Raw genomic sequence first — 19854 nt, 5'->3', positions numbered from 1 at the left:
CATAGTCGTCAGGCAATCTTTCGTACACTCGGGCTCGCGGTGATCTGTACCTCCGGCTCGCTCGCCGCGTTTGCCGATGCGACGCAACGACCTTCGTATCGTTGCGAATTTGCGCATACCATGGATACTGCAGTTTCGAGGTCCGCCTGTAATGCTGTCCGCTCCACAGTCCAGCAGATGACGGGTCGAGGACCTGGTTATGGACAGTTCGTCTTCGAGGTGACGCGCGCTCGCACAAACAGCGTGTCTGCGAGATTGCGCTGGAAGGCAGACGGAGCTGCTGGCTGGCGTTCCGGACCGGTCGTGACGACCGTCGTCTCGGACGCAGCTTTGAATGACGATATTCTGAAGGCATTTGCCCGGCAGCTTGTCGAGGCATCAGGATTTTGAATGGCCACAGGAAGGCCGGGGAAGACTTGAATGGCGACTTACACGGAAGAGACTGACGCAGCGGCTAGCCGTTCCACGGCCTACAAGATCGCTGCCGGCGACACGTTCACCGGCGCGCTGGCGACCGGAGATGCCGATTGGATCAAGGTCTCGCTCACTGCAGGCAAAGCCTATCAGTTCGACATGTCGGGGACGGTCGGCTGGGCCGGTCTCCAGGTCATGGACGCGGACGGCATCGCGATTGATATCGACGAGAACAGTCTCGACACGGACTTCGAGAAGTCGACGCTCAGCGTCTTTGCCGAAAAGAGCGGCACCTACTATATCCGCGTCGGCAGTCACGACGACGAATGGTCAGGCGACTATGCGCTGAAGACGACGGTTGTTACCGCCCCGAAATTCGCAAGCTACGATACGATCGCCAAGCAGTTGACCACGGATTTCTGGACCAGCGACGGCGGCACGCCCTTCAAGTTCAATATCGCGGCCGGCGGCACGTTGACCGTCAACATCGGTGCGCTGACCACCCAGGGCCAGCAGCTGGCCAAGTGGGCTCTCACTGCCTGGACGGAAGCCTCCGGCATCAAGTTCAAGTTCGTGTCCGGTTCGGCACAGATCTCCTTCGACGACAAGGAGGGCGGCGCTTACGGCGGATCGACGTCGATCATCGGCGGTTTCACCACGGCGTCTTTCGTCAATGTGGCGGCAAGCTGGATCACCGACTACGGCGCGGGCGCAGACAGCTACACGATGTCCACCTATGTGCACGAGATCGGTCATGCGCTGGGGCTCGGCCATGCGGGCAACTATGACGGCAACGCCACCTGGGGCATAGACAACCGGTTCGAAAACGATTCCTCACAACTGACGGTGATGTCCTATTTCGACGATCAGGTCAGTGTCTGGGCCGGTGGCTCCGGCACCACTTCCATCACGCCGATGATGGTGGACGTCCTTGCCATCCGCAACCTCTACGGGACCACGGCGATCAGTTCGGGCAACACGACCTACGACCTGAAGTCCGACTTCCTCGGCAAGGATGTCGCGATGAACCTGGTCGATACCGGCGGCAGCGATACGCTGAATTTCAGCTGGGCGTCGGGAAACCAGCGGATCGACCTCAATGCTGAGGAATTCTCGAGCGTCTCGGGCGGGATCAACAATCTCTCGCTGTCGCGGGGCACGGTGATCGAGAACGCGATCGGCGGCAAGGGCGTGGACGTCATCGTCGGCAACGCGGTCGCCAACATCCTCGAAGGTCGGGCTGGACAAGACAAGCTGATCGGCAACGGCGGCAACGACAAGCTGATCGGTGGTACCGGAAACGATACCCTGACCGGTGGCAGCGGCAAGGACACGTTCGTCTTCAGTTCGGCGCTGAACAGCTCAACGAATGTCGATACGATCACCGACTTCTCGGTCGTGGACGATCTGATCCATCTGGAGAACGCGATCTTCACCGCCTTCACCAAGAACGGAGCGATTTCCAGCGGCAATTTCCTGAAAAGCACGTCGCCAACGGCCAAGGACAGCAACGATTTTCTGGTCTACGAAACCGATACCGGAAATCTGTTCTACGATGCCAACGGCAGCAAGTCCGGCGGCTCGATCATGATCGCGCATCTCGATAAGAGCCTGGCGCTGAGCTATCAGGATTTCCTGATCGTCTAAAACCGGTTGCGCGAAGACAGACCGGCACGGGTGGGCCGGTCTGGATGTCGTATGGCAATTCAGCCCTTGTGGCCCTTGGCGATCGGCTCCTGGTAGGTGAAGCCCATATCCCAGGGGAAATAGATCCACGTATCCTGGCTGACCTCGGTCACGAACGTATCGATCATCGGCACGCCCGACGGCTTTGCATAGACGCAGCCGAAATGCGCCTTTGGCAGCATGGCACGCACCTCGGAGGCTGTCTTGCCGGTGTCGGTCAGGTCGTCGATCACGAGTATGCCAAGCCCACCGTCTTCGCAGAGCTCGGGCGAAATCCCTTTCAGAAGGTTCATCTCACCCTGGTTGACGTAGTCGTGGTAGGACGCGATGCAGACGGTCTCGATCAGGCGGATGTTCAGCTCGCGCGAAATAATCGCCGCCGGCACAAGGCCGCCGCGCGTGATGCAGACGATCGCTCTGAACTCCTGACCCAAACCGGCGAGACGCCACGCCAGCGCGCGCGCATCACGGTGGAACTGGTCCCAGGAGACGGGGAAAGCTTTTTCGGGAAGAGACATTGGAGAGCCTTGGCTTAGATCTGCTTTGGCTCTCGCTAATAGCGGGAAACGGATGTTTCTGGCAAGGTGGGTAGAACGACTTCCGCCCGACCCTTCACCGCGACAGAAGCGTCAGCGCGGTCATTGAATCCAGAACGCTGCGTGTCGTCCCTCCGAACAGCATTTCCCACCAGCGGGAATGGCCGTAGCCACCCATGACCAGCAGATCGATACTGTCGTCCAAAAGCCGGTTTTCGATGGCCTTGGCTGGCGTCTCGCGGCTACCGATCCGCGTGGTGACAGTGACGTTGACGCCATGTCGCGCAAGACTTGTGGCAATCTCGGTTCCCGCAAACTCGGCCGTCTGGTCGCCGCGCTCCGGCGGGTCGACGACGAGCACTTCCACACTTGCGGCGGTCTTGAGGAAGGGCAGGGCGTCGAAGGTCGCGCGGGCCGCTTCCTTGGAACCGTTCCAACCGATCAGAACACGCTCGATCGGCTTGAAGGCGGTCATCCGGTGGGGAACGAGCAACATCGGGCGACCGCTCTCGAACAGGAATGTTTCGAGATCGGCCCGGTGATCCGAATGCGAAGGGTCGCTCTGGCTTGCAATGATGAGGTCCGCGGTCCGGGCAGTCTCCATCACCGAACTCGCGCCATATCCGGCAGAGGAGACGAAACTGCGCCATTCGCGCGACAGTCCCTCACGCGTGGACACCGTGTTGAAGATGTCGGCGACCATGGCCGTTTCCTTCTGGGCAACCTCCTGCAGGACCTGGACCGCTGCGGGATCGGGGATCTCCATCGGCGCGATCAACGGCACGGCGGCAAGCGTCTCGGCATGCACGCCAATCAGGTGGGCGGAGAACGTTTCAGCCAGGGCCGCGCCAAAATCCGCCATTTGCCGGGCGTTCTGCGGAATGTCGAGGACAGCAAGAATGGTTTTGTAAGCCATGGCGTCATCTCCCTTGTTGACCGGCGCCGGGGAGCCGAAATCCGGTCTCTAATTGTTACGTGATGCCCAGATCGGGCTTGGTCGATCGACTTGGGGAAGGCCAGCTCGCGCAGGTCTCTCTCAGGCGTCCGCCGTCGGGTTGTCGGCAATCCGGGTGCCGTCGATATTGGCAATCATGTCCGCGACAGCCTGCGCGGCCGCGTCCAGAACCTGCGGATCGCGGGCGCGGACCACCAGCTCGGTTGAAAAGCGCTTGCCGTCGTATTTCGGATAAGAGCCGATGCTGGTCTCCGGATGCGCCTTCTGCACAGCCGCAAGCGGGGTCCCGATATCGCCCTCGCCATAGGGGCAGGCAATTGCGCGCGACAGCACTTTCGAGCCCGATTTGAGCGTCGGCAGAACATTGTCCATCATCGCCTGGAACACCTGCGGTACACCGGCCATCACGTGGACATTGCCGATGACAAAGCCGGGTGCCGTTGAAACCGGATTGGCGATATGCGTGGCACCCTGCGGCATCCGCGCCATGCGCTGGCGGGCCTCGGTGAATTCCATTTCGCGGCGCTTGTACATCTCGGCGAGCAACCGCATCGCTTCCGGGTCGTGAATGCAGGGCACTCCGAATGCTTTTGAGACTGCATCCGCGGTGATGTCGTCATGGGTCGGGCCGATGCCGCCGGATGTGAAAACGTAATCGTAGTGGGCACGCAAAGCGTTCAGAGCCTCAACGATCGCGTCTTCTTCGTCCGCAACGATGCGCACTTCCTTCAGGTCGATGCCTGAAAGCGTCAGCAGGTCGGCGAGGTGGCCGATATTCTTGTCCTTGGTCCGGCCGGAAAGAAGCTCGTCGCCGATGGCGAGCATCGCCGCGCTGACGAGGGTAGGTGAGGATGACAGGGTATCGGACATGGAGGCGCTCGCTTTCTCATTGCACGGGAACGTTAGCGCGCGCCGGGAAACGATTGCAATCGTTCAATCCAAAAACTGACGTGCGAATGAAACGACAAACATTCGATCGCGTTCAGCAATTGTGGACAGTCCGTGCAGAGATCGCCCTCTGGCCGGTGCCGTGACACTGCGCTAGCTAAGCCTCGAGGCCTGTTAACGGAAAGCGTCCTGCTTGCCATGATCGTGACGTGGTCCGTCGCCGCCTTGCGATCATCATTCCAGCACCTGCAAAGGAATTGAAAACAATGACAAAAGTACTGGTTCTCTACTATTCCTCGTACGGCCATATCGAGACGATGGCGTATGCTGTCGCCGAAGGCGCTCGCTCGGCCGGTGCCGAAGTGACCGTCAAGCGCGTTCCGGAACTGGTTCCTGAAGAGGTTGCCAGGGCATCGCACTTCAAGCTTGATCAGAAGGCTCCGATCGCCACACCGGACGAGCTCGCTGAATACGATGCGATCATCGTCGGTGCCGGTACCCGTTACGGTTCGGTTGCCTCGCAGATGCGCAATTTCTGGGATCAGACCGGTGGCCTGTGGTTCGCCGGCAAGCTGATCGGCAAGGTCGGCTCCGTGTTCACCTCGTCGGCCACCCAGCATGGCGGCCAGGAATCGACGATTCTCGGCTTCATCCCGACCTTCCTTCACCAGGGTATGGCCGTGGTTGGTCTGCCTTACTCCTTCCAGGGCCAGATGGGCACGGAAGAAGTCATGGGTGGCTCGCCTTACGGCGCCACGACCATCACCAACGGCGACGGCTCGCGCCAGCCTTCCGAGATTGAACTCGAAGGCGCACGCTTCCAGGGCGCCCACGTTGCAAAGACTGCAGCCAAGCTCTGCGTCTGATCTGCCCACTTCAAGTGAAAAGCGCGGGGCCTCGGCTCCGCGCTTTTTTGTTGCGCGCCTGCCGCCGCCTGCAATTTCCGTCCTTGACGTCGAAGGCGAACTTCACGAAACAGGAACCCAGGCGGACGTGGCGAAATTGGTAGACGCAGCAGACTTAAAATCTGCCGACCTCAGGTCTTACGGGTTCGACCCCCGTCGTCCGCACCATCATTCTTAACCTTTCCAAATTGAATTGATCTCCTTGCCCTCTATTTCCATCAGGAGCGGTAGGAGAAAAACGTATGCTCAGGGCAATTTTGATCGTTGTGGCCGGTCTATTCGTCAGCGCGAATGCATTCGCGGCTGGCGTCGTAAAGGAAGGCCAGGTGATGGCGAGCCGGATCCTTGGCAAGAATGTCGAGTTTACGCTCTATCTTCCTCCAGGCTACGGATCCGACGAACGGCGATACCCGGTCATCTATCTGATGCACGGTGGTGGCGATGGAAAGAATCAGGACTGGTACCGGTATGGGAATGCCAACCTGATCTTCGACAAACTGATCGAAAGCGGCGAAGTACCGCCCTTCATAGCCGTGACGCCTGAGGGTCGGCGGGACGAGGAAAACAAGTTCAACACCTATTATATGAACGATGCCGACGGAAAATATCTGTGGCAGGATATGTTCGTGAAGGAATTCATTCCGCACGTTGAGGGCTCGTTCCCGGTGATCGCAGGCAAGAAGTCGCGCGGCATTCTGGGCCTTTCCATGGGTGGTTATGCAGCCATGGCCTACGCGCTGAAATATCCGGATCTGTTCGCCGGTGCTGCAGCGCTGAGTGCTGCGTTCAGAACCGATCAGCAGATTGTAGCGATGGATCAGGCAGGCTATGACCGTCGGTACGGCAAGGCTTGGGGTGAGGGGTTGAGTGCCACGGATCGGCTGAACCAGCCTTACTACGCCAACAGCGTTCTCGATCTCGTTGACAAGACGCCTCCAGACGCAATCCGCAAAACCGAACTCTTCATCGATTGCGGATCGTCCGACAGCTTTTTCGTGGGCAATGCGGAACTGACGGTCAAGCTGCAGAAGCTCGGCGTGCCGCACCGCTTCATGGCGCGTGAAGGTGGCCACGACTGGACCTATTGGCGCTCGGGTCTGCCGGAAGCGACCCGGTTCATCGGCAAACTCCTGCATCAATAGTGCCGCGCAGAGCGCGTCGCCATTGCCCGAAGATTCTGGGGCATCGATGTTTTTGTTCCCAAAAACGCGCACAGAACGGAAAGTCTGCAAAACGGCCTTGGTCTTGTTACGGCACGTGTGGCATAGCGGATGAAATCGTGAAGAATTGGGATGTTTAGCGTGACGAAGCTCGGTGTCGACGAAGCAAAAGCCGCAATGCGGACGATCTTTCCGGAGACGCCGCTTCAGCTCAACGAACATCTGAGCCGTAAATACGGCGCAGAGATCTGGCTGAAGCGCGAGGACCTGTCTCCGGTCCGCTCCTACAAAATCCGCGGCGCCTTCAACTTTCTTCGCAAGGCGATCGCCGACGGGGCAAAGGATCGCACCTTCGTCTGTGCCTCGGCCGGCAATCACGCGCAGGGATTTGCCTTCGTGTGCCGGCATTTCGAAGTGCCGGGCGTCGTCTTCATGCCGGTAACGACGCCGCAGCAGAAGATCGACAAGACGCGGATCTTCGGCGGCCAGTACATCACCATCAAGCTCGTCGGCGACATCTTTGACCAGTGCTATGCCGCGGCACGCGCCCATGTGGAGGAGACCGGTGGCATGATGGTGCCACCGTTCGATGCGGCTCATATCATCGAGGGGCAGGCGACAGTCGCTGCCGAAATCCTCGAGCAACTGCCGGAAGGCGCAACGCCTGATCTCGTCATCATGCCGGTCGGCGGTGGTGGGCTTGCGTCAGGACTGAGCGGCTATCTTTCCGACGTGGTGGCGAAGGAAAACTTTATTTTCACCGAGCCGACAGGTGCTCCAAGCCTGAAGACCAGCCTCCAGACCGGGTCGCTCGTCACACTTCCGAAGGTCGACAACTTCGTGGATGGCGCTGCGGTTGCGCGGATCGGCGAACTGAATTTCGAGATGCTGAAGGGATTTTCTCCCGATCAGGTTCTGCTCGTTCCCGAAAACGCGATCTGCGTGACGCTCACGGAGATGCTCAACCTCGAAGGCTTTGTGCTGGAGCCCGCCGGTGCTCTGTCGATCACCGCGCTCGAGATGCTCGGCCGCGAGAAGCTGGCCGGAAAGCGGGTAGTCTGCATCGTTTCCGGCGGCAACTTCGATTTCGAACGCCTTCCGGACGTCAAGGAACGGGCGATGCGCTATGCGGGGTTGAAGAAATACTTCATCCTGCGCCTTCCGCAGCGTCCGGGCGCCCTGCGAGACTTTCTTAACCTGCTCGGTCCGGAAGACGATATCGCGCGTTTCGAATACCTGAAAAAGTCGGCCCGCAACTTTGGCTCGATCCTCATCGGTATTGAAACGACCGCGTCCGGAAACTTTGCCGGTCTGCACGAGCGCTTCGAGGCGGCGGGGCTTGGTTACGAGGACATCACCGAAAACGAGATCCTTGCCAACCTGATCATATGATTTTGTCGAAATCGCACCGGAATGGTCTTCGGATTCCGCCGGTGCCGAGCAAAGGGTAGCACTCATCCATGGCTTCGTTTCTTTCCTCTCTTCTTTCGATATTTTCCGGCCCGAAATCCGAAACCGCGCCCGCACGGGAAGCCGAGCCGCAGATGCATGGCGAATGCCGCATCTATCCTGCACCGATCAAGGAAGGCAGCCAGTTCCGGCTTGCCGGCCGCATCGAAAAAGATGTCGCCGGCGAGACACTCATCCGCACTTTCGTGCGGGCAGACATGTTCACCTCTGCGGAGGACGCATCCGAATATGCCGTTCGCAAGGCACAGCAGATCATTGATCAGAACGGCGCCTCGCTGTTCTCGGATGGCGCCGTTTCGCGCTCTGCCTGATTGTTCGTCCGTCCCGCGAGATCCTCTATTGCGCCGCAGCAATTTACCGGCATAACTGGTGTTGCGATTAGCTAACAAAGTCATGGCTTTGGGATGTGAACGCGAGGTCCGCCAGGCTTAAAAGGCGTGATGATGCAGGTTTTGAACCTCTTTCTGTTCGTTGCAGAAGCGATCGTCTATTTCACGATCATGGCCGCCTTCCTGCATTTCAGGCGCCAGCTTGGCCTTGGCGTGTTCTTGGCTGCGCTCGGTGTGATGCACTTCATGGAGACCTACCTCGCGGCGGTCTTCTATGTCGAGCTGCCGTTCGGGCTGGTATCGCCCGGATCGTCCGTCTTCTTCGCGGGCAAGCTGATGATGATCCTCCTCTTGTACTTGAAAGAGGATGCCTCGACGGTGCGCCAGCCCATCTACGGACTGTTTCTCGGCAATCTCCTGACGGTTCTCATCGCGCAGATTCTGCAGGCGCATCCGGTCGTCACCCTTCCTGCGGGACGGCCTGCCGACATGGTCTTTCTCAACGAGATGGGCTCACTCATGGTATGGGGCACGGCGCTGCTCTATATCGACGCCATCGCCATCATTCTTCTCTATGAGCGTTTCGGCCGGATCTTCAGGCGCCATATCATCCTGCGATTTGCCGTCAGCGGTGCGATCGTTCTAAGCTTTGACCAGCTTGCCTTCTATTCCGGACTGCGATTGCTGTTCGACGCGCCGCTGTCGGTCCTGTTCGGCGGTTGGTACGCCAAAATGCTCGCGGTGATCATCTATTCCGTGCTGCTGCTCGCCTATCTCAGGGTCGAACAGATCCCGAGGCTTGCCTTGTCGCGGCGCGAAATTGCCGACATTTTTCATGATCTGACGTTTCGCGAGCGGTATCAGGCGCTGCTTGCCACAAGCGGCGTCGATCGGTTGACCGGCGTTTTCGATCGCAACCGGCTGGAAGCCGATGCGCCGGCGATGATCAAGCAAAGTATCGACATGCGGCAGCAGCTCAGTCTCGTGATCATCGACGCAGACCGGTTCAAGGACGTGAACGATCTCTTCGGTCACATGAAGGGGGACGAGGTGCTCAAGGACGTGGCAACGCAGCTCAAGGCCCGAACGCGGCCGCGCGATCATCTCTCGCGGTTCGGCGGCGAGGAGTTCGTGCTGATCCTGCCGAACACGAACCACGAAGGAGCCTTGGCGCTCTCCGAGCGGCTTCGCCAGGATATCTGTGCGTCTGTCATCAGGCCGGATGGCAAGTGCATCACCGTATCGATCGGAGTGGCGACCACGTCAGACGATGGCGACACATTCGCCACGCTGTTCGGCGTTGCGGACCAACGCCTCTATCACGCAAAGAAAGACGGCCGGGACAATGTCCACGGCCGTCAGGGGCGTCTCGTCTCACCGACCGGTGTGGACGTCTAGGATCAGGCGGCCAGTGCAAGCTGCTGCGTGCGATCCTGTGCGGCGGCAATCGCCTTCTCATACGCTTCCGGACCGAATGCGGTACCTTCAATGTAGATCACTTCGACATCCGTCATGCCCATGAAGCCAAGAACCGTCTTGAGGTAAGGAACGGCGTGGTTCATCGCCATGGCCGGGCCTTCCGAATAGATGCCGGCGGCCGACAGAACGACATAGACCTTCTTGCCGGTCGCAAGTCCCTGCGGACCTTCGGCTGTGTAGCGGAACGTCATGCCGGCGCGGGCAACGTTGTCGATCCAGCTTTTCAGCGTCGAATAGATATTGAAATTGATCAGGCCCGTGGCAAGCACGACCGTATCGGCGGCGAGCAACTCGGCGACGAGTTCGTCGGACAGTTTCGCTGCTGCCGCTTCCTCGGAATTGCGAGCATCTGCGGGCTTGCGGATCGCAGATGTGGTCACGGTGTCGAGATGGGCGATCGGGTTCTGACCTAAATCACGGGTCACAACGGTCGCGCCCGGATGCTGGACCTTCAGCTTGTCGACAAATTCCGTCGCAATCTTTGTCGACAGCGATTCGGTGCCGCGAGGGCTGGATGTCACGAGAAGGATGGATGGCATTGCTTTGTTTCCTATGAATTTCTCGACGGTGGGAGACTGGAGGTCGCCTGTCTGAGAAGACAAATAGGAGTAGACGGCAATCGATGGAATGGGGATAATGTCGAAGCTTTCCATCTAAAATCTGGATAGGTCACATGGACGCGAATCCCACCCTCGATCAGCTGCAGGTCTTCATCGCAGTTGCCGAAAGCGGCAGTTTTTCGGCAGCCTCACGCCTGCTGAACCGGGCTCAGTCGGTTGTCAGCTACACGATTGCCAACCTCGAGACGCAGCTTGAGATTCAGTTGTTCGACCGGGCCGGGGCGCGTCAGCCAAAACTGACCGAGGCCGGGCGGGCGATGCTGATGGATGCGCGGCGGATCGTTGCCGACCTGCAGATCATGCGGTCTCGGGCAAAGAGCATCACTCAGGGATTGGAAGCCGAGATCACGCTGGCCGTCAGCGTGATGGTGCCGGCCGACGCGGTGGTCAGCCAGCTACGCGAATTCCGAGAGAAATTTCCAAGTGTCGCCCTCAACCTCAGCGTCGGGGAACTCGGCATGGTGATGGGCCAGGTCATCAGTGGACGGGCCGGCATCGGCATCGGTGGCGCTCTCCTTAAGCAGGACGATTCGCTGATTGCCGAAAGGATCGGTCATTCATACCTCTTGCCGGTCGCAGCGCCGGATCATCCATTGGTGAAGCTCAACCGCACACTCACCCTTGCCGATGTGCGCGACGAGACGCAACTGGTCGTGACCGACGCGTCAGGGCTTACCGCAGGGCGTAACTTCAATGTCTTGTCCTACAAGATCTGGCGCATCAGCGACATCGCCACCAAGTATCAGCTGATCAAGGGTGGGCTTGGTTGGGGTGGGCTTCCAGCCTCCCTGGTGCTCGATGACATCCGCAACGGCGATCTGGTCGCGTTGGATATCGACGCGTACGAGCAGGGACAATATCCGATCTACGCCTTGCGAAAGGCATCCAATCCGCCCGGACCCGCGGGACAGTGGTTGATCGAATCGTTTGCAGCCAAGCTGTCCTCATGTCCAAACCATGATGACCTTCCCGAACTCCTGAAGCAGGAGCCGGAAAGGACGTATTGGCAGGCTGCCGAATAACGCGGGTCCTCGGCCGGACGACTGGATGGGACGCCTCAGAGAACCAGTCTGAACTTCGCGAAACCGTTCTCGCCGTCGCCTGCATCCTCGATCTTCGTCCCCTTCAGGCTGCCGGCAAACTGGCGCGCCTTGGGTCCGGTCTCGAACAGGGCCGTGGATCCGGGCTGCGCCTTGAACGACCAGTTGTCGTCGGCCGAAGGATTGATCGTCCCTTGATCGATGATGTAGCGAACAACGACGTCGCGGTTGGTGTCGGGGGCGACGAAAATGACCTTGTCGCTGGCGATCTCCGGAAACTTGCCCCCACCGCCGGCACGGTAGTTATTGGTGACGACGACAAACTTCTGCGCCGGATCGATCGGCTTGCCGTCAAACTTCAGGTCGACGATACGGTGAGCATTCTCGTCCAGTACCTTTCCGTCCTTGTCGAAGCGCGACGGCTGGGACAGGTCGATCTGGTAGGTCACGCCATCGATCACGTCGAAATTGTAGGACGGGAAACCGGCGTTGAGCAGCGGAACATCCTTTGATCCCGGCTTGACCTGGTTGAACATGCCAGCCGACATTTCCAGCCAGTTCTTGACCTGCGCGCCCGATATCAGCACGGCCTGAACCGTGTTGGGATAGAGATAGAGATCCGCGACATTCTTGATGGCGATGTCGCCGGTCGGGACGTCGGTGAAGTAATCCGCACCGCCGCGACCGCCGGCCTTGAAGGGAGCGGCGGCGGATAGCACCGGGAGGTCCTTGTACTCGCCATCCTTCAGCATGTCCTTGATGTACCAGGTCTGCGCATTTGAGACGATCTGCACCGACGGATCATCCGCGACCAGCGCGAAGTAGGAATAGAGCGGCGCAGATGTCTTGCCGACCGGGCGGCGGATATAGGCAAGCGTCGCCTCGTGTTCCGGCTTGATGGCCGCGGTGACCTCAGGCTTGTCTTTGACGTCGGCAACGACCTTGCGATTTTCGTCGCGGTGATAGATCGGTCTGACTTCCGAGGTGGAATCGACGATCTTCCAGCCGCTGCCATCCTTTTCGATCAACAGGTCGATCAGACCCATATGGGAGCCCCAGAACCCGGCCATGACGGCGGGCTTGCCCATCAGCGTGCCTTTCTTGGCATCAGCGCCGGCAATGCCCTCGAAATCCTTTGGACCCGGGAAAACCAGATGCTGGTGACCGGTGAAGATCGCATCGATACCCTCGATCCCTGCGAGATAAAGAGACGCGTTTTCCATCCGATCGCTCTGGCCGGAACCATCGATGCCGGAATGGGATAGGGCGATGACGATGTCGGCGCCTTCCTCCTTCATGACAGGCACCCAGGCCTTGGCAGCATCGACGATATCGCGCGTCTGCGCCTTGCCCTCAAGATTCTTGCTATCCCAGGTCATGATCTGTGGCGGCACGAAGCCGATGAAGCCGACCTTGATCGGGGTCGACTGGCCGGAACCGTCGCGGATCTGCTTTTCGATGATCACGTAGGGTTTGAAGAAGAGATCGTCGTCCTTGGCACTGGAGGCAAGCTGGCCCTTGGTCAGGTTGGCGCAGACATGCGGGAAGCCGGATCCTGCAAGAACCTTGAACAGGAAATCGAGGCCGTAGTTGAATTCGTGGTTTCCAAGCGTGCCGACGTCATAGCCCAGCACGTTCATCGCAGTGATCACCGGATGCTTGTCGCCCTCCTTCATGCCACGCTCATAGGCGATGTAGTCCCCAAGCGGATTGCCCTGCAGGAAGTCGCCGTTGTCGATCAGCATCGAATTTCCGGCTTCGGCTCGAATCGAATCGATGATCGAGGCGGTACGGGCCAGTCCAAGTGTGTCGTTCGGCTTGTCGGCATAATAATCATAAGGGAAGACATGCACGTGGATGTCTGTCGTCTCCATCAGCCGCAGATGCGCCTGGTTGGCGGCCGCGCGTGCCGCAAACGGGTGGAGCATGACCAGCGCCGATGTGGCCGCAATGCCACCGAGAAGGGATCGGCGCGAGACCGCATGATTTTCGAAAAGGTCTTTGGTAAAAAGCGACATCTAATATCTCCCTCCGGATCACTGATGGAGGCGAGCTTAGGCACAATCGCCCAAGGACGCATCCCTTAAATGACGGTCGGCGAAAGTTCGGTGACTGCCGGGTAATGACGCGACGGTCAATCCGGATCGGCCGCACCGCGCGCCGCAGATAGCTCGAAAAAAATCCGCCACAAAAACCAAAAGGATATGACTTAGATATATCTGGCAGCTTGCAGCGTTGTGGAAATGTGCTAGCTTTAGATATATCGAAAGATACTCTAAAGGAGAGTAAGATGTTTCAACGACTTGAAAGCCACAGAAGCTGCAACGCCGATCGCTCGGGCTTCGAGGGACTATTTACCATGCGGGGCGCTCCGTTCAGCAAAGGCTTTGCGGGTAGGGGTTTTGGCGGAAAAGGCGGGCCGGGCGGTGGTCGTGGCTTCGGCGACGATGGCGAGGGACGTATCGGTCGCTTTCTGATGCAGGGCGATCTCAGACTGGTCGTCCTGGCCTTGATCGAGAAAGAAGCCCGCCACGGCTACGAGATCATAAAACATATCGAAGATATGACGTATGGTTTTTACGCACCCAGCCCCGGCGTCATCTATCCGACGCTGACCTATCTTGAGGAAGCCGGCTACGTGACGGCTGTAGCGGATGGCAACAAGAAGCGTTACACCATCACTGACGAGGGCCGTGCGCATCTCGATGAGAACCGCAGTTTCGCAACGACCATCCTCGAGCGCTTGTCCGAGCTGGCTGAAAAGATCAAGCAGAAGCAGGAACGGCACGAACACCACCGCGATCACGACAGGGGGCCACATCATGACCGCGGCCCGGCTCTGCCGCGCAGTGTGGAAGCGGCGCTTCTCAACCTGAGAGAAGTGTCGGCTCGCAGGATCGAACAAAACGACAAGGCTGCGGGCGATCTCGTGCGGCAGCTCCTCGATTTTGCCGAAAAGCTGGAGCGGGACGGCGGAGACCCGCAGGCATAAGGGGCTCCTGCTAAGCCGCGTCAATCCGGCACTGGAAACAGTTGTTGCGGGCCGAGCGAACGTGGACATAGGCGATATCGGCGCGTTGAAGCAGGTCGTCGGCGCGCCGCATGATTTCGGACGTCGGGGTCACCGCACCCGTGCCATAGACGATCCTGTTATCTTCTGCATAACCCCGGACGATGTAATCCGGACTGACCAGAATTGGCGGTAGAACCTCTTCCGCGATAAACCGTGGGCAGGGCGTCTTATGCAGGAAGATGGGACCGGTTTCGGCATAGGGCTGCGTTGTCGGAAACGGTCGATAGGCAAGAACGAACAGGCTTTCGCCCTCTCCGATATTCCTGAGGCAATGGCGGCAGGGATATCCGGGACCATCCGAGATAATGGTCTCCGGCTGGTGTCCGTAGGAATTGCTGCCTCCGTTCCATAGATGCTCTGCGTGGTCACCCGGGATCGCGTTGAAGATTGGCATGGTCGTCTCCTTTTCTATATATAGGAGATGACCCGTCGGGCTTTGAAGCGCCACCCGATCCTTGCGCGAGCTAGCTGTCCAGCACCTTTACCAGTTCCGCGCTGGTCATCGGCACGATCTCGGCCTCGTATGTCGAGACGGGCGAAAAACCCATCATCTGGTAGAGCTGCAGCGCTCGGGGATGGTCGAGCGAATTGGTGGTGACGGTGACCTTCTCCGGGTTGTTCTGCCACGCAGAATAAAGAGCTTGCGTCAGGAACCACTTGCCGATGCCGAGCCCGAGGGCCCGTTCGAACAGGCCGAAATAGGACAGCTCTACGACGTTGTCGTCAGCAGAGTTCAGCTCGTAGAAGCCGGCCGGCGATCCGTCGACCAGAAGGATCGTGATCGAACAGCGCGGGTTGTGGATCGCGGCCGCAAGCTCGGCGTCGGACAGCCGCAGCCTATCGTACCAGTGCCAGCGTTTGCCGACTTGGCGGTATAGGTACCGGTAGAAATGCAACGGCACTTCGGTAGCGCGTATGATGGCGGTTTGAATGTTGGCCGGAATCGGTATGCTGGTCTTGGGCGCGGCCGTCATTTCCAGAACGGTGACGCGCGCCTTCAGCGGTACGGGCTTTTTCGCCATCGTTACGCCTGCGACGAGATTGCAGGGGTAGGCTTAGCCGGTCCTGTCTCGATCGGCGTGTCCGAGCGTCCGCCCCATTCCGTCCAAGACCCGTCATAAAGCGCGTTGTCCTCATGCCCGAGCGATTCCAGCGCAAGCGTGATGATCGCAGCGGTAATGCCCGAACCGCAGCTCGTCACGACCGGGCGCCCCAAATCGATTCCCGCGGCTTCAATAGCCTGGCGCAGTTCGGGTATCGTCTTCAGCTTGCCGTTTGTCGAAAAGCTGCTGGAGGGAGCGTTGACGGCACCCGGCATATGACCGGAGCGCATGCCAGCGCGGGGTTCCGGCTCTGTGCCGGTAAAGCGTCCGGCCGGCCGTGCATCCGCAATCTGGCTTGTACGATCGCTGACGATCGACATCATCTGATGGTAGTCGATGACCTTGTCGAGGCGAAGCTCCGCATCGAAAATGGACGCAACCGGCGAGGGGATCTCGGTTTCGAGCGCGCGCCCTTCCGCCTTCCAGCCATCGAGGCCACCGTCCAGGATAAACACCTGTTTCGCACCCATGATGCGGAACAGCCACCAGCCACGCGGCGAAGAAAAGATGCCCGGACCGTCATAGATGACGATGCGGTCATTCTCGCTGATGCCGAGCTTGCCGACAGCATCGGCAAACACATCGGGCGAGGGCACCATATGCGGGAGACCGGTGGAATGATCCGCGACTTTGTCGTGATCGAAACGCACGGCACCGGGAATATGCCCTGCCGCATATTCGGTATCTGCATCGCGGTTGTGGGCAGGCAGGTAGAAGGAGGCGTCGACGATTCTCAAATCCGGGCTTCCGAGCTCGTTTTCGAGCCACTCGGACGAAACGACGAAACGGCTGGTGTCGCTCATGTCAAAACTCCTACCTTGATAAAACGCGGTATTCGGTGAGAAACCGGTCCGGACAAACGAGTGTCTTCAGGCATCCGTGGCGATATCGCCGAACCGGATCCGGAAGCGACGATTTTCCTTGCCCTTTTTCTCGATTTTGGAAATGTGGATAGCGCCCACTTCCCCGGTGTTTGCAACATGTGTGCCGCCGCACGGCTGGCTGTCAACGCTCGAATCCTCGCCGATGCAGACAAGGCTGACGCGTCCGTGCCCGACCGGCGGCCGGACGTTCTTCGATTTGACGATGCCGGGATTGGCTGCCAGTTCCGCGTCGGTGATCCATTGCAGGTAGACCGGATGGTTCTGCGCAACGAGATCCATCAAGCCGGCGGTGACCTCATCCTTGTCGATCACGGCCGTCATGTCGAAATCGACACGCGATTCGTCTTCGCCAACTGCGGCACCGGTGATCGGGTAGGAGCAGACGACCGACAGCAGGTGGCAGGCCGTATGCATCCGCATCAGCTTGTGCCGTCTGTCCCAGTCGACATGCATGACAACAGTTTCGCCGACCGTCGGCCGCGGTTCGCCTTCCAGCGGAACGTGGACGACGATGTCCTTCGTCTCGCCGTGCCGTGTCTGACCAAGCTTGATACTGGTTCCGTCGGCGCGTTCCAGACTGCCGGTATCACCAGGTTGCCCTCCAGATGTCGCATAGAAGCAGGTGCGGTCGAATTCGATGCCGCCATCCTCGTGGATCACGGTAACAACCGCCTCCAGTGTCGAGAGATAGAAGTCGTCGCGATAGAGGAGTTCGGTTTCCATCGGTTCTGTTCTCTGCGGTCGGTTTCAGACGGTTTCGAACGGAATATCGATCTTTGTCTTCTTCGTGAGCCAGCCCGGAACCGGCAGGCCCTTGGACTGCAGGAAATCCGGGTTGAAAAGTTTGGACTGATAGCGGTTGCCGTAGTCGCAAAGGATCGTCACGATCGTATGGCCGGGGCCGAGATCCTTCGCCAGGCGCATCGCGCCCGCGATGTTGATGCCGGAAGAGCCGCCGAGGCAAAGCCCCTCGTTCTCAATCAGATCGAACACGATCGGCAGCGCTTCAGCGTCCGAGATGCGATAGGAATAGTCAGGCGCAAACCCTTCAAGATTGGCGGTGATACGTCCCTGACCAATGCCCTCGGTGATCGAACTTCCCTCGGATCTCATCTCGCCGTGCGCATAAAATTCATAGAGTGCCGCGCCTTCCGGATCCGCGATGCCGATCTTGACGCCGGGCTTAAGCGCCCGCAACGCCATGGCTGTACCGACCAGCGTACCGCCGGAGCCGACTGCGCAGACGAAGCCGTCCACCTTGCCGCCCGTCTGTTCGAAGATCTCCGGGCCCGTCATCTCGATATGGGCCTGCCGGTTGGCAACATTGTCGAACTGATTCGCCCAGATCGCGCCCGCAGGTTCCGTCTTGGCAAGCTGCTCGGCAAGGCGACCGGAAACCTTCACATAGTTGTTCGGGTTCTTGTAGGGAACGGCTGGTACTTCCACGAGCTCGGCGCCCATCAGTCTCAGCGCGTCCTTCTTCTCCTGGCTCTGGGTCTCCGGAATGACGATGACGGTTCGATACCCCAATGCCTTTGCGACCAGGGTCAGACCGATACCGGTATTGCCGGCGGTCCCTTCGACGATCACTCCGCCCGGCTTCAGAAGCCCCTTCTTCTCGGCATCTCTAATGATATAGAGCGCTGCGCGATCCTTGACCGACTGACCGGGATTGAGAAATTCGGCCTTGCCGAGAATTTCGCATCCGGTTGCATCGGATGCAGACGCCAGCCTGATGAGCGGCGTATTGCCGATGAGGTCGAGAACAGAAGATTGTATTGCCATGGGAAATGCCTTCTTTTTCAAGGATCATGTAATCAGGCTGCATTCGGCGGGCAAGGCATCCGCGCCAAGAAAATCCTTTCCGCGCATCGCGCGCGATGGGATCGCCCCCGCATACCGAGGACTGTCATCTACCGGACAATACCGGCGGGTTTATCGACATGGCTCGGATGCAACTGTATAATACATCCTTCGCCCTGCACTACGCAGAGTGGAGCGCTCGGTTTTGGTTTCAGACGATTCGACCTGATGGCATTGATTTTGAGAACTGAATTTCGTTCACGCCAACGATTGCGGCTTAGTTTATGCATCTGAATATTGAGAGAGTCGATTTTCTGATCTCGCAATACGTAGCCGGCTCTCTGCCAAAGGCAGCCCACGTCTTGTTAGGTTCCCATCTGCAGATGCAGAAACCCAATGCCCAGCTTGTCGATGCCCTTCAACGACTGGCCGGCGATGGGTTGGAAGACATGACCTGCGATGAGACGTTGTCCCGTGAATTTCGAGACAGGGCCATCAGCGATATTGTCAGATCGGACCCGCCGGCATGGAGCGTGTTGCCACCGGGGCAAGGTTCCCAGTTGCCGGCCCTGTTGCGGGATTATACGGGGAAGGACCTGACCTCTATTCCGTGGCGGCGCAAGCTGCCGGGACTGCGCGAGCATGTTATCGAACGGTCGCCCGACGTGGAAGCAAGTCTTCTCTGGGCCCGTCCTGGGAGGGCACTTCCAAACCATGGCCACAACGGTCTCGAACTCACGCTGGTGATCGAAGGCGAATTCCACGATCACCGCGGAAACTTCACGCAGGGCGACATATCGGTCGCTGACGAGACGCTCGATCACCGGCCGATCGTTGGTGATTCGGGGCCGTGCGTCTGCTTTTCCGTCCTGTTTGCACCGATCGCTCTCAGCGGATCGCCGATCCAGCTCATGGGCGATATGATCGGACTTTAAAGCCGAACACTGTCATCGAATGGTTGGTCCGCTGCCAACCATTCGTCAATCGGCCACAACTGAAAACGCAGCAGTCAGACCAATCAGTTTACGTGCATTTGCGCTTCGCTCACGGCCTGCTCGAAAAACTGTCGTGCGTCCTCCGGCGAACGACGGCCGTCGAGCGCAGCCCGGCAGGCACTGCGCGCCCGCACGAAATGCGGACCCCGAAGATCCGGCCAGTGGTCCAGTAGCAGGATGAGGGCCTCGGATGGCCCATTGATTACCTCGGTCCCAAGATTCCCAAACGCGACTTTGACCGGTTTTTGCCAGTTCGGCTGCGGCATAGTTGTCTCCTCCCTAAGTCAACTGTCCTCTACCTCCAGCCTAGCGCAATGTTCCATTAGGACAAGCGGATTTTCCGGGTTCGGATGTGTGTTGGGGGCATTTGAGGGCCGGCATCGCCGGGCACTGTGTCCGGGGACGGGTCGTCGTGACACCGCCCCAACGTACGCGATCGAATCAGCCAGTCTGTGCTCACTTCAAGGCATGAGACCAACTGTCGCCACTCGCAACGTCCGCGGCATCTGCCGGC

General features: G+C 59.0%; 20 protein-coding genes and 1 tRNA gene. 10 read left to right on the top strand and 11 right to left on the bottom strand.

What is annotated here, in order from left to right; genetic code table 11:
• Positions 1 to 420 precede the first annotated feature (420 nt).
• Positions 421 to 2061 (top strand): M10 family metallopeptidase C-terminal domain-containing protein, encoded by a 1641-nt coding sequence (locus IFT59_RS09130; RefSeq protein WP_192086674.1) that lies wholly within the window; start codon positions 421 to 423, stop codon positions 2059 to 2061.
• Between the two features lie 59 nt (positions 2062 to 2120).
• Here IFT59_RS09130 and gpt read toward each other — a convergent pair whose 3' ends face one another.
• From gpt to IFT59_RS09115, 3 genes are all read right to left on the bottom strand, one after another.
• Complete coding sequence (gene gpt, locus IFT59_RS09125) at positions 2121 to 2618, bottom strand: xanthine phosphoribosyltransferase (protein WP_092662062.1); 498 nt, start codon at positions 2616 to 2618, stop codon at positions 2121 to 2123.
• Positions 2619 to 2712: 94 nt separating this feature from the next.
• The gene (locus IFT59_RS09120; RefSeq protein WP_062457648.1) at positions 2713 to 3552 is read right to left on the bottom strand and encodes a universal stress protein; all 840 of its coding nucleotides are present in this window, start codon (positions 3550 to 3552) and stop codon (positions 2713 to 2715) included.
• Between the two features lie 120 nt (positions 3553 to 3672).
• Complete coding sequence (locus IFT59_RS09115) at positions 3673 to 4461, bottom strand: competence/damage-inducible protein A (protein WP_192086673.1); 789 nt, start codon at positions 4459 to 4461, stop codon at positions 3673 to 3675.
• Positions 4462 to 4745: 284 nt separating this feature from the next.
• On the opposite strand from IFT59_RS09115, the gene wrbA reads away from it, so the two are divergent.
• The 6 genes from wrbA (at position 4746) to IFT59_RS09085 (ending at position 9741) form a co-directional block, all read left to right on the top strand.
• Positions 4746 to 5345 carry an NAD(P)H:quinone oxidoreductase type IV gene (gene wrbA / locus IFT59_RS09110; protein ID WP_192086672.1) on the top strand — a complete coding sequence of 200 codons (600 nt, stop codon included), beginning with the start codon at positions 4746 to 4748 and terminating at the stop codon, positions 5343 to 5345.
• A 121-nt stretch (positions 5346 to 5466) separates the two neighbouring features.
• A tRNA-Leu gene (locus tag IFT59_RS09105) sits at positions 5467 to 5552 on the top strand.
• A gap of 74 nt (positions 5553 to 5626) precedes the next feature.
• On the top strand, positions 5627 to 6526 hold the full coding sequence (locus IFT59_RS09100) for an alpha/beta hydrolase (RefSeq protein WP_192086671.1): 900 nt from the start codon (positions 5627 to 5629) through the stop codon (positions 6524 to 6526).
• A gap of 159 nt (positions 6527 to 6685) precedes the next feature.
• Positions 6686 to 7936 carry a threonine ammonia-lyase gene (gene ilvA, locus IFT59_RS09095; protein ID WP_371816176.1) on the top strand — a complete coding sequence of 417 codons (1251 nt, stop codon included), beginning with the start codon at positions 6686 to 6688 and terminating at the stop codon, positions 7934 to 7936.
• A 68-nt stretch (positions 7937 to 8004) separates the two neighbouring features.
• The gene (locus IFT59_RS09090; RefSeq protein WP_092662072.1) at positions 8005 to 8325 is read left to right on the top strand and encodes an HlyU family transcriptional regulator; all 321 of its coding nucleotides are present in this window, start codon (positions 8005 to 8007) and stop codon (positions 8323 to 8325) included.
• A gap of 129 nt (positions 8326 to 8454) precedes the next feature.
• Positions 8455 to 9741, top strand: a complete 1287-nt coding sequence (locus IFT59_RS09085) for a GGDEF domain-containing protein (RefSeq protein WP_192086670.1) — start codon at positions 8455 to 8457, stop codon at positions 9739 to 9741.
• A gap of 2 nt (positions 9742 to 9743) precedes the next feature.
• Here the strand turns inward: IFT59_RS09085 and IFT59_RS09080 are convergent, their stop codons facing one another.
• Entirely contained in the window at positions 9744 to 10361 is a 618-nt protein-coding gene (locus tag IFT59_RS09080) for an FMN-dependent NADH-azoreductase (RefSeq protein WP_062458121.1), read from the bottom strand.
• 134 nt (positions 10362 to 10495) lie between these two features.
• On the opposite strand from IFT59_RS09080, the gene IFT59_RS09075 reads away from it, so the two are divergent.
• Positions 10496 to 11464, top strand: coding sequence for a LysR family transcriptional regulator (locus IFT59_RS09075; protein WP_062457631.1), 969 nt, complete (start codon positions 10496 to 10498; stop codon positions 11462 to 11464).
• 35 nt (positions 11465 to 11499) lie between these two features.
• Here the strand turns inward: IFT59_RS09075 and IFT59_RS09070 are convergent, their stop codons facing one another.
• The gene (locus tag IFT59_RS09070; protein ID WP_192086669.1) at positions 11500 to 13500 is read right to left on the bottom strand and encodes a bifunctional 2',3'-cyclic-nucleotide 2'-phosphodiesterase/3'-nucleotidase; all 2001 of its coding nucleotides are present in this window, start codon (positions 13498 to 13500) and stop codon (positions 11500 to 11502) included.
• Positions 13501 to 13772: 272 nt separating this feature from the next.
• Between IFT59_RS09070 and IFT59_RS09065 the strand changes: the two genes are divergently transcribed.
• Positions 13773 to 14474, top strand: a complete 702-nt coding sequence (locus tag IFT59_RS09065; RefSeq protein WP_192086668.1) for a PadR family transcriptional regulator — start codon at positions 13773 to 13775, stop codon at positions 14472 to 14474.
• Positions 14475 to 14484: 10 nt separating this feature from the next.
• Here the strand turns inward: IFT59_RS09065 and IFT59_RS09060 are convergent, their stop codons facing one another.
• The 5 genes from IFT59_RS09060 to IFT59_RS09040 all read right to left on the bottom strand — a co-directional run bounded on the left by IFT59_RS09060 (position 14485) and on the right by IFT59_RS09040 (position 18327).
• Positions 14485 to 14949: a DUF1203 domain-containing protein gene (locus IFT59_RS09060; protein ID WP_192086667.1), complete on the bottom strand. Its 465-nt coding sequence runs from the start codon at positions 14947 to 14949 to the stop codon at positions 14485 to 14487.
• Between the two features lie 70 nt (positions 14950 to 15019).
• Complete coding sequence (locus IFT59_RS09055; protein ID WP_192086666.1) at positions 15020 to 15577, bottom strand: GNAT family N-acetyltransferase; 558 nt, start codon at positions 15575 to 15577, stop codon at positions 15020 to 15022.
• Between the two features lie 2 nt (positions 15578 to 15579).
• On the bottom strand, positions 15580 to 16461 hold the full coding sequence (sseA, locus tag IFT59_RS09050; RefSeq protein ID WP_192086665.1) for a 3-mercaptopyruvate sulfurtransferase: 882 nt from the start codon (positions 16459 to 16461) through the stop codon (positions 15580 to 15582).
• A 66-nt stretch (positions 16462 to 16527) separates the two neighbouring features.
• Positions 16528 to 17265 carry an alanyl-tRNA editing protein gene (locus tag IFT59_RS09045; RefSeq protein WP_192086664.1) on the bottom strand — a complete coding sequence of 246 codons (738 nt, stop codon included), beginning with the start codon at positions 17263 to 17265 and terminating at the stop codon, positions 16528 to 16530.
• Positions 17266 to 17289: 24 nt separating this feature from the next.
• Positions 17290 to 18327 (bottom strand): cysteine synthase A, encoded by a 1038-nt coding sequence (locus IFT59_RS09040; RefSeq protein ID WP_192086663.1) that lies wholly within the window; start codon positions 18325 to 18327, stop codon positions 17290 to 17292.
• Positions 18328 to 18728: 401 nt separating this feature from the next.
• Between IFT59_RS09040 and IFT59_RS09035 the strand changes: the two genes are divergently transcribed.
• Complete coding sequence (locus IFT59_RS09035) at positions 18729 to 19280, top strand: cupin domain-containing protein (RefSeq protein ID WP_245341494.1); 552 nt, start codon at positions 18729 to 18731, stop codon at positions 19278 to 19280.
• Positions 19281 to 19363: 83 nt separating this feature from the next.
• Here the strand turns inward: IFT59_RS09035 and IFT59_RS09030 are convergent, their stop codons facing one another.
• Positions 19364 to 19606, bottom strand: a complete 243-nt coding sequence (locus tag IFT59_RS09030; RefSeq protein WP_062457603.1) for a DUF982 domain-containing protein — start codon at positions 19604 to 19606, stop codon at positions 19364 to 19366.
• Between the last annotated feature and the right edge of the window lie 248 nt (positions 19607 to 19854).

Origin of the sequence: Rhizobium sp. CFBP 8752, from assembly GCF_014842035.1 — a bacterium.
Taxonomy (GTDB): domain Bacteria; phylum Pseudomonadota; class Alphaproteobacteria; order Rhizobiales; family Rhizobiaceae; genus Neorhizobium; species Neorhizobium soli.
This window is presented reverse-complemented; position numbering and strand designations above follow the sequence as displayed.